Annotated in this window: 12 protein-coding genes and 1 tRNA gene; 5 read left to right on the top strand and 8 right to left on the bottom strand. The window is 70.5% G+C overall.

All coding sequences use genetic code 11. The features are described from left to right. Window positions 1-94: 94 nt before the first annotated feature. Window positions 95-1750, bottom strand: coding sequence for an arginine--tRNA ligase (gene argS / locus FFT09_RS13890; protein WP_081191389.1), 1656 nt, complete (start codon window positions 1748-1750; stop codon window positions 95-97). 103 nt (window positions 1751-1853) lie between these two features. On the opposite strand from argS, the gene FFT09_RS13885 reads away from it, so the two are divergent. Together FFT09_RS13885 and FFT09_RS13880 are read left to right on the top strand one after the other, a co-directional pair. After that, on the top strand, window positions 1854-2696 hold the full coding sequence (locus tag FFT09_RS13885; RefSeq protein WP_024874762.1) for a DUF3105 domain-containing protein: 843 nt from the start codon (window positions 1854-1856) through the stop codon (window positions 2694-2696). A gap of 3 nt (window positions 2697-2699) precedes the next feature. Beyond that, a complete protein-coding gene (locus FFT09_RS13880; protein ID WP_024874763.1) occupies window positions 2700-3416 on the top strand; it encodes a DUF305 domain-containing protein in 717 nt (238 codons plus the stop codon). Window positions 3417-3421: 5 nt separating this feature from the next. Here FFT09_RS13880 and FFT09_RS13875 read toward each other — a convergent pair whose 3' ends face one another. After that, complete coding sequence (locus tag FFT09_RS13875) at window positions 3422-4342, bottom strand: cation diffusion facilitator family transporter (RefSeq protein WP_081191390.1); 921 nt, start codon at window positions 4340-4342, stop codon at window positions 3422-3424. A 203-nt stretch (window positions 4343-4545) separates the two neighbouring features. On the opposite strand from FFT09_RS13875, the gene FFT09_RS13870 reads away from it, so the two are divergent. Beyond that, window positions 4546-4618 (top strand) — tRNA-Arg (locus FFT09_RS13870). Window positions 4619-5319: 701 nt separating this feature from the next. Then, window positions 5320-6366 (top strand): hypothetical protein, encoded by a 1047-nt coding sequence (locus FFT09_RS13860; protein WP_081191391.1) that lies wholly within the window; start codon window positions 5320-5322, stop codon window positions 6364-6366. A 130-nt stretch (window positions 6367-6496) separates the two neighbouring features. Here the strand turns inward: FFT09_RS13860 and FFT09_RS13855 are convergent, their stop codons facing one another. The 6 genes from FFT09_RS13855 to FFT09_RS13830 all read right to left on the bottom strand — a co-directional run bounded on the left by FFT09_RS13855 (window position 6497) and on the right by FFT09_RS13830 (window position 13178). Continuing rightward, window positions 6497-7237: a M15 family metallopeptidase gene (locus FFT09_RS13855; RefSeq protein ID WP_024874770.1), complete on the bottom strand. Its 741-nt coding sequence runs from the start codon at window positions 7235-7237 to the stop codon at window positions 6497-6499. A gap of 216 nt (window positions 7238-7453) precedes the next feature. Beyond that, on the bottom strand, window positions 7454-8302 hold the full coding sequence (locus FFT09_RS13850) for a transglycosylase SLT domain-containing protein (RefSeq protein ID WP_081191392.1): 849 nt from the start codon (window positions 8300-8302) through the stop codon (window positions 7454-7456). Window positions 8303-8768: 466 nt separating this feature from the next. Next, on the bottom strand, window positions 8769-9935 hold the full coding sequence (locus FFT09_RS13845) for an MFS transporter (protein ID WP_244231356.1): 1167 nt from the start codon (window positions 9933-9935) through the stop codon (window positions 8769-8771). A gap of 82 nt (window positions 9936-10017) precedes the next feature. Next, window positions 10018-10452 (bottom strand): CoA-binding protein, encoded by a 435-nt coding sequence (locus FFT09_RS13840; protein WP_138382943.1) that lies wholly within the window; start codon window positions 10450-10452, stop codon window positions 10018-10020. 35 nt (window positions 10453-10487) lie between these two features. Next, window positions 10488-12155: a thiamine pyrophosphate-binding protein gene (locus tag FFT09_RS13835; RefSeq protein ID WP_138382942.1), complete on the bottom strand. Its 1668-nt coding sequence runs from the start codon at window positions 12153-12155 to the stop codon at window positions 10488-10490. A 21-nt stretch (window positions 12156-12176) separates the two neighbouring features. Further along, window positions 12177-13178, bottom strand: a complete 1002-nt coding sequence (locus FFT09_RS13830) for a glutathione S-transferase family protein (RefSeq protein ID WP_138382941.1) — start codon at window positions 13176-13178, stop codon at window positions 12177-12179. An 86-nt stretch (window positions 13179-13264) separates the two neighbouring features. Here FFT09_RS13830 and FFT09_RS13825 point away from each other — a divergent pair, with 86 nt between their 5' ends. Beyond that, window positions 13265-14647, top strand: a complete 1383-nt coding sequence (locus FFT09_RS13825; RefSeq protein ID WP_138382940.1) for a WS/DGAT/MGAT family O-acyltransferase — start codon at window positions 13265-13267, stop codon at window positions 14645-14647. Window positions 14648-14788: the final 141 nt, after the last annotated feature.

Genomic DNA, 14788 nt, shown 5'->3' with positions numbered 1-14788 from the left:
CGGCGAACCCGTGCGGCGCCTGCGCGCCGCCCGGGGCTTTGCGGTTGGCCACGCCCTCGACGCTACGCCGACGAGGCGCCGGGAGGCCCCGCCGTCACATCCGCTCCGGTGCGGACACTCCGAGCAGGGACAGCCCGTTGGCGAGGACCTGCCGGGCGGCCTCGCAGAGCGCCAGCCGGGCGTACGTGAGCGGGGTCGCCTCCTCGTCACCCTGCGGCAGAACACGCGCGACGTCGTAGAACTTGTGGTAAGCCGACGCCAGCGATTCCAGGTAGCGGGCGACGCGGTGCGGTTCCCGCAGCTCGGCCGCCTTCGTGAGTACCGAGGGGAACTCCCCGATCGTCCTGATCAGGTCGCCCTCCCTCGGATGGGTCAGCAGGCTGACGTCCGCGTCGGGCCGCAGCACGAGACCCAGCTCGGCCGCGTTGCGCTGGATGGACGACAGCCGGGCGTGCGCGTACTGGACGTAGAACACCGGGTTCTCGTTGGTGTGCTTGCGCAGCAGGTCGAGATCGACGTCCAGTGTGGAATCGACGGAGTAGCGCGAGAGCTCGTAGCGGGCTGCGTCGACCCCGACCGCCTCCACCAGGTCCTCCAGCGTGACGACCGTGCCGGCGCGCTTGCTCATGCGCACCGGCTTGCCACCGCTGACGAGGTTCACCATCTGCCCGATCAGCACCTCGACGACGTCCGGGCTGTGCCCCATCGCCGCCGCGGCGGCCTTCAACCTGGCGACGTAACCGTGGTGATCGGCGCCGAGCATGTAGATACACAGGTCGAAGCCACGATTGATCTTGTCTCGGAGGTAGGCGAGGTCCCCGGCGATGTAGGCGGGCGCGCCGTCGGACTTGATGACGACCCGGTCCTTGTCGTCGCCGTGCTCGGTCGAGCGCAGCCACCACGCCTCGTCGGCGAAGTACAGGCTCTCGTTGGACTTCAGCTCCGCCACGACCTCCGACACGGCACCCGAACCGTGCAGCGAGTCCTCGTGGAAGTAGACGTCGAAGTCGGTGCCGAACTCGTGGAGACTCTTCTTGATCTCGGCGAACATCAGCCCCACACCGACCCGGCGGAAGGTCTCGTCGCGCTCGGCCTCCGGCAGCGACAGCGCGGTGGGTTCGGCACGCAGCACCTGCGCGGCGATGTCGTCCACGTACGTGCCCGCGTACCCGTCCTCGGGCGCCGGTTCGCCCTGGGCGGCCGCGATCAGCGAGCGCACGAACCGATCGATCTGGGCACCGGCGTCGTTGAAGTAGTACTCGCGGGTCACCGCGGCGCCCTGCGCCTCCAGCAGCCTGCCGAGCGCGTCACCCACCGCGGCCCAGCGCGTGCCGCCGAGGTGGATGGGGCCGGTCGGGTTGGCCGACACGAACTCCAGGTTGATGGCGCGGCCCGTGAGCGTGTCGCCACGACCGTAGCCGTCACCCGCGCCGAGCACCTGGCGCACGATCTCGCCCTGCGCGTCGGCGGCAAGGCGAAGGTTGAGGAAGCCGGGACCGGCGATCTCGGCCGACTCGACCCCGGGTGAGGCAGAGATCACATCGGCGAGCGCCTGGGCGAACTCGCGCGGCGCCAGTCCGGCCTTCTTGGCGACCTGAAGTGCGAGATTGGTGGCGTAGTCGCCGTGTTCCGGGTTGCGGGGTCGCTCCACCGTGACCTGTTCGGGCAGGATGCCGTGGTCGAGCCCACGGTCGTCGAAGACCCTGGCGGCTGACGTGCGAACAAGATCGGCAAGAGCGGCGGGAGTCACGTGGCGAGTGTAAGTCCGGCGAGGTCTTCGGTTGACACCGGTCGCCGGTAGTATCACTACACTTCAGAGCGGGTAACCGTCGCCGGACGAATCGACAGGAGTCATGGCCAACGGAAAGCAGAAGAAGGGCGCCGGGAAGCAGAGCGCCGTCGCGGCCGCACGCGGATCGGTGGTCGCCAAGAAGCAGGTTCCGTGGGGCACGATCGCCGCGGTCGTGGGCATCGTCCTCCTGGCGGCCGGCGTGTTCGGTTACTACTACGTGGCCTCCGGTGACCAGCGGGCCCAGCGGGAACGCGAGGAAGCGGCGGCCAGCTTCGCTCCCAGTGAGCAGAACCCCGACCCCTCGACCAAGATCGACGGCGTCGTCACCGAGGAGTACGAGGCCGGGGCGCACGTGTTGCCGAACGAGCGCGTCGCCTACGACCAGAATCCACCGTTCGGGGGACCGCACGACGGCTTCTGGGCGGCATGCACGGGAATCGTCTACCCCGAGGCCGTCCGCAGCGAGAACATGGTCCACTCGCTCGAACACGGCGCCGTGTGGGTCGCCTACAACCCCGACCAGGTGACCGGTGAGGCGCTGGAACAGCTCAAGCTCAGGGTCGACGGCGAACCGTTCATGATGATGTCGCCCTTCCCCGGGCTGGAGACACCCATCTCCCTGCAGTCCTGGGGTCACCAGCTGACGGTCGACAGCGCCGAGGACGAGCGCATCGACCAGTTCATCGCGGCGCTGCGGCGTAACCCGAACACCTATCCCGAGGTCGGGGCGTCGTGCGATGCGCTGGGACCGGGGCAGTTCGACCCGGACAACCCGCCCGCGTTCAACCCGGAGCCGCCCGGCCCCGACGCCAAGCCCATGGACTACCAGGGCACCGAAGGGACGAACCAGGACAACATGGGCGGCCAGCCCGGCGGTCTTCCGTCCTCTCCGGCCGAAGGCTGAGCGATGGCGGCGCGCGAAGACACCCGCGAGAACGACGGCACGGAGCGCGGCACGCCGACGTGGTCCCGCGCGGTGATCTTCGGCGCCGCCGCACTGGCGGTGCTGCTGCTCGGCGCCACGGTCGGCCTGCTGATCGGGCAGCACCGGGGCGAGGAACCGCGGAGCGCGCCGACGTTCAACGCCGTCGACGTGGGCTTCGCCCAGGACATGTCCCGGCACCACCTCCAGGCAGTCACCATGGCGAACTGGGCTCGCGACCACAGCGAGGATCCCGCCATCCGGCAGCTCGCGTTCGACATCTCGAGCGTGCAGCTGGAACAGGTAGGGCGGATGAAGGGCTGGCTCATGCTGTGGGGCAAGCCGGAGGACCAGCTCGGTGAACCGATGGAGTGGATGTCGGGGCCGGAAGGCCACGGCCATTCCGGTTCGGGCACGCCGCAGTCCTCGGCCGACGACGTGGCGATGCCGGGGATGGCCACCGACGAGGAACTCGCGAGGATGCGCTCACTGTCGGGCGAGGAGCTGGACGTCTACTTCCTGCAGCTGATGTTGCGCCACCACCAGGGCGGCACCGACATGGCCCAGTACGGCCACGATCACGCATCGGTGTCCGCGGTACGCACTCTCGCGAACAGCATGCTCGTGTCGCAGGGCGCGGAGATGGACCTCATGCGGAACATGCTCGCCGAACGCGGTGGGCAGCCACTGCCGTTCCCCTGACCGGCTCACCAGGTCAGCTGGGCACAGCGGTGGGCGGACTCGGTGGGTTCCACCTGGAGTGTGGCGTGGTCGATGGCATAGTCGGTGGAGAGCAGCCGTTGCGCCGAGGCCAGCACCCCGGCCGTGTCGGCCTCCGCGCCGACCGTGAGGTGCGCCGAGGCCACCTCCATGCCGGAGGTGAGGGTCCACACGTGCAGGTCGTGTACGTCCTCGACCCCCGGCAGTGCCCGCAGGGCAGTGTCGATCTCGGCGACGTCGAGACCCGCGGGGGCGTGCTGGAACAGGATGCGCAGCGCGCGGCGCGCGAGCACCACGGTGCGGGGCAGCACCCACAGACCGATGGCGACACCGACCAGCGGGTCGGCGTAGCGCCAGCCGGTCGTCAGCGTGATGACCGCACTGAGCAGCACACCGACGGATCCGATGAGGTCGGCGAGCACCTCCAGATAGGCGCCCCGCACGTTGAGGCTCTCGTCGGCACCACGACGCAGCAGCAGGAAGGCCACCACGTTCGCGGCCAGGCCCACCGTCGCCACCAGCAGCACGGGCAGCCCGGGCACCTCGGGCGGATCGGCGATGCGGCCGATCGCCTCGTAACAGACGTAGCCCGCCACGCCGAACAGCAGCACGGCGTTGGCGAGCGGAGCCAGGACCTCGGCGCGATACATCCCGAACGTGCGGCTGAACGTCGGTCCGCTGCGCCGGGCGAGCTGGACCGCGACCAGCGCCATGCCGATGCCCAGCACGTCGGTGACCATGTGGGCCGCGTCGGAGATCAGGGCCAGCGACGAGGTCGCGAACCCGACGGCGAACTGGACGACCATGACGACGGCGCCGATGGCGAGGGCGGCGGCCAGGCTCGCGACGTAGCGGCCGGATGCGCTGCCCGTCTGCGGCAGGTGCCCGTGGCCGTGTCCGTGGCCCATCCCTCGCCTCCTTCGACCTCAACGCCGAACATATAAAGACATGCGCATGATTGCAACAGCGGTGAGGCGCAACTAACCCGGCACGGACCGCCGTCGATGCTTCCCCACGCCCCCGACGGGCCAAACCCACCGCGACGGAAAGCACCCACCGGCACACCCGCCCGGGGGTATGCGCTAAGCTTCTCTCGTCGCACACGCGATGGGCCCTCGTAGCTCAGTGGATAGAGCACTGCCCTCCGGAGGCAGGTGTCGCAGGTTCGAATCCTGCCGAGGGCGCCCCGAAAAACCGCCCCTGACCAGCAGGAACTCGGTCAGGGGCGGTTTTTTGCATCGGTCGCTGCCGGTCCGAATCCGCCGCTCTCAGCAGGGTGAAAATAGCCTGGAAGTGCTGCAGGCGCAGGTGAGAGCGTGGTCCCATCAGCACGATCGAGGACGCCATCGCTCTGGCCGCCACCCACGGCCCGCACCTGTCCGCGCGAGGCGCCACCGTGAACGAGGCGGGCCTGGACTACCGCGTCGTGATGGCCTCCGACGCGACCGGCCAGAGCCTACGAGCAGGCGGGCGGGCACGTCCACTCCGGCCTGGCAGCCCAGGCGAAGCACCTGTGGGACGCCAACCCGATCGGGTACGCGCTGTACGCGCTGATCACCGGGGCCGAGACCGACGTGGCCACCGCGGCGGAGATGCTGAACCCCGAGCCCTCATGCCGGATTGATTGCCTCGCTCCCTTTCGTGGCATGTCCTCGCGGGGAATCGTCCTCGGCGGCACGCGTAGGCTGCTCCGCCGCACCTCGGCCACCACGGTCCCTCACCAACCACGCCGGACGTCACCAGGGCCGTGCGAGGGAGAGGCGAGCAGTGTGGCAGCACGAGCGGTATGGGTGTGGCAATCACACCCGACCGGCGCAACCGACGAGGCGGGCAGCGGATGTCGCTAACCTGACAGGCCACCGAGCCCGGATAGGAGCGATGACCTGTGCCGCAGCCCCGCCCCGTTGCCGTCGATCCGCCCGATGACCTCGCCCACTGGGGCCTGCACTGCTTCTGCCTCGGAGCGCGCAGCACGCCGCACCGGGTCGTCCGCATGGACGACAACGGCAGGGTGCTGTACTACGCGAGGACCGGCACCACCCGTGCGGAACTCTGTGAGCACGGCATTCGACCGACCGACAGCGCGCTGGCACTGCTGCGTGCCTACGGTCTCGTGACGGTCGACGGCGACCGGATCAGCACGGCGTTCCCGATACTCGGCCCTGAAGCCATGGGCACGCTGCGCGGGCGGACAGCGGAGCTGGCCGAATCGCTGGTGCCGAGAATCCTCACCGACCTCGACGCCATCACGGCCGCGTTGAGTCTCCGGGGGTGGGCACGGTGCGCCTACGGTGTGGTGTTCGGCTATGTCGTCGACGGCCTCCTGTGGGATCGGCTCAGGCAGGCGGGCGCGCTGCCCTCGACCGAGTTGAGCGTCGAGCGCCCGTTCTGGAACGGAGCCTTCTGGGCCATGCATCCGCCCCGCACGGGTGTCGCGGGCACCAACGAGGTCGCACAGCCCGGTGCCGCAATGACCATGGTGTGGACCGACGCGACTCTGCGGAACCTGACGTCGCTGGGCCGGTCACCGGCCCTGCCCGCCGCTCTCCATGCCGTCGCCCGAGGCGACACGCCCGTCGGCCAGCTGGTCACCGAGGACGGTCACGAATGGCACCTCGTCGACGAGGACGGCGCGCCGACCGTCCCGATCATCCATCGGAGTGCGAGCGACCCGGTACACAGCAATGGACTGCGCATCGCACAGACGATCGGGGACGCGGTCGTTGGCCGTTCGTCCGACATCGCGCCGCGACTGGTCGTGGAACACGGGCCTGGCGTGGCGCTGCTGGTGGTGGCGCACGAGCTGATCTGGGACGTCATGGCGGCGCTGGTCGAGGCGGGTGCGCTGCGACGCCCCGAGGTCATGGACGATCCACGCGCCACCCCGGATGCGCTCACCGCCCAACTCCTGGTCCACGTCGATCGTGACTGACGTGGCGCCGGGGACCACCGTCCACAGACTGCGGACACGGCTACGCACACTGCGGACACGGCTACATAGCCTGCGGACACGGCGGCTGCGGACCGCAGGGCGCGGTGCCCTGCGGTCCGCAGCCAGGGTGTCAGCAGTTGGGCGCGCTCCAGAAGCGGCTCGACTTGTTGCCCACGTGGACGTGGTCGTTGTGGTTGGGGTAGCCCTGTCCGAGGATCTCCTCGAAGCCCGCGGACTTGGCACCGTGGTACATCTGGCACTGCGTCGGCGAGCTACCGAGGCCGAGATCCGCCGCCGTGCCGTACATGTGCAGGCTGGTCGACGACCCGCCCACCGACGAGTTGCACGACACGCTGCGGAAGCCGGAGGTCACGACCAGCGGCCGGTCACCGAGCTTGTGCCGCAACGCCTCGAGCTGCCACATCACGCGCCGGGTGTTCTCCCGTGCGGTGGCGGCACCCACCTTGCCTCCGTTGTAGTTGCGGGCTCCGCAGTTGTAGTTGAACTCGGAGTGACTGAAGTGGATGGGCGTGCAGTCCGGGTCCTGCAACTGGTAGATCTTGTTGAAGGTGTTCGGGCCCGCCACCCCGTCGGCGGCGAGACCGTATCCACTTTGGAATCGTTTGACGGCTGCCTCGGTCGCGGGACCGTACGAGCCGTCGAGAGCGAGGTTCTCTCCCGACGCGACCCAGCCGGCCACGCGAATCTGCAGTTCGCGAACGTCGCTGCCGCTCGCGCCACGCTGGAGCGTGCGGTTCCAGCTGTAGCATTCGTCGGCCGAGGCCGTGGCGGGTGCCACCACGCTGGTCGCCACGGCTCCGCCCACTAACAGCGCCAGAACCGCGAGCAGGGATCCGATTCGTCTACGCATTGCGCCTCCGCGAGATGTCGGTGCGTCGTGCAGGGTTCGTCGCACGCCCGGCATCGTTACGGTGATCATCTCGCAAAGTCAATGCTGAATCGGAGATTTTCCACCAAACAGCGCAGGAGCTACCCCGCCGCTACCGAGCCGCCCCCGGACGCGCGAGACCCGGCCGGTGTTCGGCCGGGTCTCGACACGCGACGACCGCTCGAGCGCGGACGGGGATCAGTAGCCGCGGTAGCCGCCGCCGCCCGCCATCTGGGCGAGCCCAGGGTGCTCGGCGAAGCTGCCGTAGCGGCTCAGGGTGTACCGGGTACCGGCGATGATGTTCGACACCGGGTCGTACACGTCCTCGTAGCCGGGCAGCTTGTGGGCGTTGAACGTCGAGTCGATCGTCTGCATCAGACCCTTGGACGGCGTCCCGCGCTGGGCGTTGATGTCCCACAGGTTGATGGCCCGCGGGTCACCGCTGGACTCCTTCTCGATGACGGTCCTGATGCTGCCGATGTCCGCTTCGGACACCGGGATGCCGTTGTCCTGCATGACACCGATCGCCGAACGGATCCAGCCGTCGAGCTGGTCCACGGGCTCGGCCGGCGCGGCGGGCTGGGCGCCCCCGCCTCCGGCGTCGTGGGCGGCGGGCTCCGCGGGCGGGGGCGCGGGCTGCTCGGCGGGCTGCTCTTCGGGCTGCTTGTCGGACTGAGCCGAGTCACCGCCCTGGCCGGCGGGGTCCTCGTGGGCGTCGGGGTCGTCGCTCCTGGGAGCGGGAGCACCGCCCCCTGCCGGCTTGTCACTGCCGTTGTCCTGGGCGGAATCGCCGGAACCGTTCTGCTGCTCGGCGACCGCGGCGGGCTGCGCCGACACGGTCCGTGCCGCTTCGTCGTCCGTGCCCGCCATCACGGCGGGGCTCGCGACACCGGCCACGAACAGCGCCAGCACACCGATCGAGGCGTAGCTGCGGGCGCCGTCGCGCACGGAGCGGCCGAGCGAGGAAACGTGGGTCGGGAGGTTTCGGGTCGGGGCCTGTTGAGCGATGATCTTCTTCACGCGCTCCAACATCGTGTGGTCTGCCACGTGCGTGGATCTCCTTCTCGCGGACGTCCCGTCGGTCCTGTCGGGGGGGCTCGACCGGCGGGTGCTGCCTCGCGATCACCTCGGGGGAAAGGTGCAGTCAACGCGAAGCCTGTGCGAGATTACGAAACGGTCACTGTCAAAATCACTAATGGGTGGCCAGGAACACAGATCAACAGCGTTTGCCTTCCCTTGCGCCGGTTTAGCCCCCGGACTTACGGCGCCGTCACCAGCGACGATGGCGAACCATGACGTCGTTCACCCTGAGCGAAAATTTGATCTCCAAATCGATCACATCAGTGGGAACGACAGGGTCGTTCATGTGGCGAAATAGCTGACGGCTCGTAATCAATCACCGCCGAAACCGTGGACAATGCCACTGATTCGAAGCCAGCAGGATGCGCACCGTCGCCATTCACTGATCGAATGCGACAGCAGGAATCGACAAGGTTGCGTGGTGTGACCGGAGTCATGCCGCGGTCGTGAGTCCGCGGGGTGTGGCCGAGGGCCGCCGACGCAGGCCGAGGGGCAACGCCACCGCCACCAGCAGCGCGAGCACGGTGAACGCGGGTGTCTGCCCGACCGCCCAGGCACCGTAGACCAGCAGGCATGCCAGTTCGGTGCCGAGTCCGACGAACGACGTCACGGTGGCCCTGGCTCGGCCGCGCACCCGCTCCTGCACCCGGGCGTTCGCGACCACCAGCACCGCCCGGTACCCGGCGTAGAAGACGGCCACACCGAACAGACCCACCGGCGTCGCCAGCAGTCCCGCCACTCCGAACACCGCGACGGCCGCGCCGAAGAGCCCGGTCAGCGTGCTCAGCCGCCACGAGGCGAGCCGACCCGCGCTCACCGAGCCGAGAGCCCCGGCGAGCGGGATGCCCACCACCGCGAGCGGGACCCACTGGGTCGGCACTCCCCAGTCGAGGGCGAGCAGGCCGAAGTACTCCTCCAGCGCGTCCAGCGACGACAGCAGCGCGACGGCCACCACAGCGCCCCGCACGGCGGGGTTGCGGAGCGCCTCGGCGGCACCGGAGCGCAACGTGGCCAGATACGTCGCGGGACCGTCGGCCTCGTCACCGTCCGGCGGGAGCCTGCGCTCGGGCAGCCGCGCGGCCACGAGCGCCGAGGCCACACAGACGCCGACACTGGCCCATCCCACGAGCGCGAATCCGCCGAGGCCGAACAGCGTGGTCGCCGCGACGGCGGCGGGCACGTTGGCGGCGAGTTGCAGTGCGTCGAGCTGGCCGTAGACCCGGCCGAAGCGCTCGGGCTGCCCCGCCGCCGTCAGGCCGTCGTGCAGCAGCGCCTCCAGCGACCCGAACACGAGCGCACCGCCGCAGCCCCACAACACGAACCCCAGTGCGAACGCGAGGGCGCCCGGCCACGCTGTCCACAACACGCACCCGGCGGCCTGGGCCAGCCCGCCCAGGGCCATCGCGCCTCGGCGCGAGAAGCGGTCCGCCAGTACCCCGCTGGGCACCTCCGCGAGCACGCTCGTCACCGACCAGACGACGAACAGCCACGAGATCCCGGCGTCCGAGAGACCGGTGTCGGCGAACAACAGCGCGTACAGCGGGTAGAACGGCACGGTGTCCGACAGCAGCGCCCACACCCGGAGGCGCCGGAGAAGCACCAGCTCCGAACGGGCCGCAGCGCGCCGCGAGCTCAGTCAATGTCGGTGTCGCATACCTCGCATGGTAGCGACGTGAGCGGACTCACGCCGCTGGTTTCTCGATCCCGAGCCGGGCCCGCACCACCGCCATGCAGTCGTCCTCCACGTAGAGCAGGCCGGCCTCCTCGGCCACCGCGCGTGCCTCGGCGGAGACGATGTCCTGCTGCAACCACAGTGCCCGCACACCCACCCGCGCGGCGTCGCGGGCGATCCCGCCCGCCTCGGGCGACGGCCGGAACACGGTGACCACCTCGATCGGCACGGGGGTGTGTTCGGCGGCCTCGGCCAGATCGCGGTGGACCCGCTCCCCCAGCAGCACGCTGCCCGGCTCGGCCACCGGGTTCACCGGGACGATCCGGAACCCCGCGCGGCGCAGATCGGCGGGCACCGAGTGCGCCGCCTTGGCGGGATCGCGGCTGAGCCCGACCACCGCGACGGTGTCGAACTCCCGCAGGATGCGTTCGGCCGTTCCGGTCATGCGTGTCCCTTCGAGCGTGGCTGGCGAGCTCCTGCCTACCACGGGGCGGCCGGGTTGCGGTACCAGCGCGGCGAGGTGTTGAGCGGCGGGCGCAGCTCGGCGCCGACCGCGAGCACGTTCGGCTCGGTGGAGCGGCTGAACTCGCGCAACCGGCGCCGGAACGCCCTGCCGAAGCCGTCGACACGGTCGGCGTCGACGCCGAACGACCTCGCCAGCCCCACGAAGTCGGGCGTGACGAGGTCGACGCCGTGGGGCTCGAAACCGGAGTGTGCCTGGCCGTACCGGAGCATGCCGTAGCCGCCGTCGTCCACGATCACCACGGTGACCGCGAGCGATTCCTGGACGGCGGTGGCCAGCTCCGCGCAACCGGACAGGAACCCACCGTCGCCCGTCACGCAGACGGCGCGCGTGGTGCCGCCCGCCGCGATGCCGATCGCGGCGGGAAGCGCGAACCCGGCCGCCCCGGCACCCATCGGACACGCGAGCTGGCGAGGACCCGAAACGCGGTGGAACCCGCCGATCCAGTACCCGGCCACACACAGGTCCGGCACCAGCACCGCGCCGTCCGGCAGCGTCTCCTTCAACGCCGAAAGGAACTCGGCCGCGTGCGGTTCCTCCTGGCGGACGCGGCGGCGCACCCGTACCTCGATGTCGTCCAGCCTGCGGGTCAGCTCGTCCAGACCCGCCTGCGGCTCGACACCGTCCGAGAGCCGCGTGACGACGTCGGTCGCGTCGCCGAGCAGTAACACGTCGGGCGGGTAGTGCCTCGCCGCGTCGTCGGCGTCGACGTTCACCGCGATGAGTTCCGGCGGCTGCGGCATCCGCCAGTTCTGGGTCATCAGGCCGTCGAAGTCGGTGCCCACGGCGAGCACCACGTCCGCCTCGTCCCACAGCCCGCCGACCTCGGGGGTGTGTACGGGATTCGACGCCAGGCACGGATGGTCGGGCGGGACGAGGCCGCGCGCGGCCAGCGTCGTGATGATGGGTGCGGCGAGTCGTTCGGCCAGTTCCCCCAGCACCGCACCGGCTCCCGAGCGCAGTGCTCCGCCACCCGCCCAGACGAGCGGGCGCCGCGCGGCCAGCAGCATCGCCCGCGCCCGGTCGAGTTCTTCCTCCACCGGCGCCGGACACACCGGCGCGGCCGACGTCGCTGCCGGGGCGGAGCCGCCCGGCTCCGGCTCAGCCACCGGCTCGGCGAGGAAGTCCGCCGGGATTCCCACGTAGACCGGCCCGCTCTGCGGGCGCGTCGCGACCGCGGCTGACTCCCGCACCACGGCCGCGATGGCGTCCGCGTGTCCCACGGTGAACGTGGCCTTGGACAGCGGCGCGAACAGGGTGTGCTGGTCACCGGCCTCGTACGGCGAGATCCGCACGGTCGCGGGCACGCACGGTGCCGACGGCACGTCCGTGGCGATCACCAGCACCGGGGAGGCCGCGGCGCGTGCCTCGCCGAGCGCGCCCAGTGTGTTGACCGCCCCGGGCCCGGTGGCCACCAGCGCCACGCCCAGCGAGCCCGTGGTGCGCGCGTACCCGTCGGCCGCGTGTGCCGCCGCCTGCTCGTGCCGGACCCCGATCAGCCGGATCCCGCTGCCCATGAGGGCGTCCCACAGCGGGAGCGTGTGCGCGCCGGGGAGACCGAACGCGACCTCCACGCCGAGTTCGGTCAGGGCCTTGACGAGGCTGTGCGCACCGGTCACCGACACGCGGCGAATATACGATCTTCGTCACCACTGCGGCGGCAGGGTCTCCCCGGGAGGCGGTGGGCCCGGCGGGGTGCCGTCGCCGAACGGCCGCCCGCCCAGCGCCTGCCTGCCGTGCGGCGTGGCCCAACGCGACAGATCGGGTCCCTTCGGCACGATCCGGGTGGGGTTGATCTGCTCGTGGACCTCGTAGTAGTGCCGCTTGATGTGGTCGAAGTCGACGGTGTCGCCGAAGCCGGGCGTCTGGAACAGGTCCCGCGCATAGGCCCACAGCACCGGCGACTCGGCGAGCTTGTTCCGGTTGCACTTGAAGTGGCCGTGGTAGACGGCGTCGAACCGGACCAGCGTCGTGAACAGCCTGACGTCGGCCTCCGTGATCGTGTCCCCCACCAGGTAGCGCCGGTATTCCAGCGAGTCGGCCAGCGCGTCCAGCCTCGCGAACAACCGGTCGAACGCCTCCTCGTAGGCCGCCTGTCTGGTGGCGAACCCCGCCTCGTACACGGCGGCGTTGACATCGCGGTACACGGCCGCGTTGACGGCGTCGATCTCGTCGCGCAACGCCTCCGGGTACAGCTCGGGCGCGCCGTCGCGACGCAGCGCGGTCCACTCCGTCGACAGATCGAGTGTGATGCGGTCGAAGTCGTTGGTGACCAGCTTTCCGCTGGGTACGTCCACGATGGCGGGCACGCTGATGCCGCCGTCGTAGTCCGGGTCGGCCTCCGCGTACGCCTCAGCGAGGAAACGGATACCCAGCACCGGGTCGCGACCGCCCGGATCGAGGGTGAAGCGCCAGCTGCGCTCGTCCTGGATCGGGTCGGCCACGGCCACCGGCAGCGCGGCCTCCAGGCCGAGCAGCCTGCGCACGATCAGCGCGCGGCTGGCCCACGGGCACGCGCGGCTGACCACGAGCCGGTACCGGCCCGGCTCGACCGGCCATCCGTCCCGGCCGTCGGCCGTGATGCGGGCGGCGAAGTGGCTGGGAGCCCGGTGGAACTCGCCGGTCTCCGGGTCGGTGGGGATCGTCATGGCACCGACGGTAGTACGCGAGGCCCGTACACTCGCCGGAACGGCGTGATCACGACGTCGGCGACGCGGCGGAAGGCGAAGCACTGATGACGTTGATGCCGGTGACCGACTCGATGTTCCTCGCCCTCGAGACCCGCGAACATCCCATGCACGTCGGCGGGCTCCAGTTGTTCACGCCGCCGCCGGGCGCGGGGCCCGACTACCTCAGGACCCTGCGCCAGGACCTGCTCGACACCAGCAGCGCGCGCGACGTGTTCCGGCTGCGCCCGGCCACCCCGCTGAGCACCCGCGGGTACCTGTCGTGGGTGGCCGACGCGGATCTCGACCTGCACTACCACTTCCGGCACTCCGCACTGCCCCGCCCGGGCCGGGTGCGCGAACTGCTCGAACTGACCTCCCGCTGGCACAGCACCCCGCTCGACCGGCACCGGCCGCTGTGGGAGATCCACCTCGTGGAAGGCCTCGCCGACGGCCGGTTCGCGCTCTACAGCAAGATCCATCACTCGCTGATGGACGGCGTGTCGGCGCTGCGGCAGCTGCAGGGCGTGCTCACCGACGACCCCGACGCCCGCGACTGTCCCGCGCCGTGGGGAACTCGGCGTTCCCGTCCCCAGCCCGCGCGTGACGCGGCCCCGTTCGACCCGCGCAGGCTGGTGCGCCTCGGCCGCACCGCCGTGACCGAGCTGGCCGGCATGGCGCCGCTGGCCGCGCGCGTGGCCACCGAGGCGTTCCGCGAGCAGCGCCTCACCCTGCCGATGCGGGCCCCGAAGACGATGTTCAACGTGCCCGTCGGCGGAGCACGCCGGTTCGCCGCGCAGTCCTGGCAGCACGACCGGCTGGGCACCGTCGCCTCGGCGGCAGGAGTCTCCCGCAACGACGTCCTGCTCGCGATGTGCTCCGCCGCGCTGCGGACCTACCTGCTCGACCGCCAGGCGCTGCCGAACACGCCGCTGGTGGCGATGGTGCCCGTGTCGCTGCGGCGGCGGGCGAGCCCGGGCGAGTCGTCCGGTAACCGCATCGGCGCCCTGCTGTGCGACCTCGGCACCCACCTCGCCGACCCGGCCGCGCGGCTGGCGGTCATCCGGCGTTCGATGGCCGAGGGCAAGCGGCTGTTCCACGACCTCACACCGACCCAGGCGCTGCTGCTGTCGGCGCTGAACGTGGCACCGTTCGCGGCCTCACCCGTACCCGGGTTCGTCACGCACACCCGGCCCGCGTTCAACATCGTGATCTCCACCGTGCCGGGGCCGCGTCGCCGCCTGTACTGGAACGGCGCGGGCCTCGACGGCATCTATCCCGCGTCGGTGCTGCTCGACGGGCTGGCGCTGAACATCACGACCACCACCAGCGGCGACACCCTCGACGTGGGCATAACGGGCTGCCGCCGCAGCGTCCCCCACCTGCAACGCCTCCTGACGTACCTGGAGGACGGCCTGACCGAACTGGAACGAGCCGTGTCCGCAGGTTAGGGAGCCGTGTCCGCAGGTTAGGGAGCCGTGTCCGCAGGTTAGGGAGCCGTGTCCGCAGGTTAGGGAGCCGTGTCCGCAGGTTAGGGAGCCGTGTCCGCAGGTTAGGGAGCCGTGTCCGCAGGTTAGGGAGCCGTGTCCGCA

The sequence above is a fragment of the Saccharomonospora piscinae genome (assembly GCF_005862235.1).
Classification (GTDB): Bacteria; Actinomycetota; Actinomycetes; order Mycobacteriales; family Pseudonocardiaceae; genus Saccharomonospora; species Saccharomonospora piscinae.
The sequence above is the reverse complement of the archived record's forward strand: the minus strand, read 5'-3'. Positions and strand labels throughout refer to the sequence as shown.

What these genes read in the sequence shown, in the direction of transcription:
- FFT09_RS13885 (WP_024874762.1), top strand. Translation starts at nt 1,854, where the DNA reads ATGGCCAACGGAAAGCAGAAGAAGGGCGCCGGGAAGCAGAGCGCCGTC.
- FFT09_RS13880 (WP_024874763.1), top strand. Translation starts at nt 2,700, where the DNA reads ATGGCGGCGCGCGAAGACACCCGCGAGAACGACGGCACGGAGCGCGGC.
- FFT09_RS13875 (WP_081191390.1), bottom strand. Translation starts at nt 4,342, where the DNA reads ATGGGCCACGGACACGGCCACGGGCACCTGCCGCAGACGGGCAGCGCA.
- FFT09_RS13855 (WP_024874770.1), bottom strand. Translation starts at nt 7,237, where the DNA reads ATGCGTAGACGAATCGGATCCCTGCTCGCGGTTCTGGCGCTGTTAGTG.
- FFT09_RS13840 (WP_138382943.1), bottom strand. Translation starts at nt 10,452, where the DNA reads ATGACCGGAACGGCCGAACGCATCCTGCGGGAGTTCGACACCGTCGCG.
- FFT09_RS13830 (WP_138382941.1), bottom strand. Translation starts at nt 13,178, where the DNA reads ATGACGATCCCCACCGACCCGGAGACCGGCGAGTTCCACCGGGCTCCC.
- FFT09_RS13825 (WP_138382940.1), top strand. Translation starts at nt 13,265, where the DNA reads ATGACGTTGATGCCGGTGACCGACTCGATGTTCCTCGCCCTCGAGACC.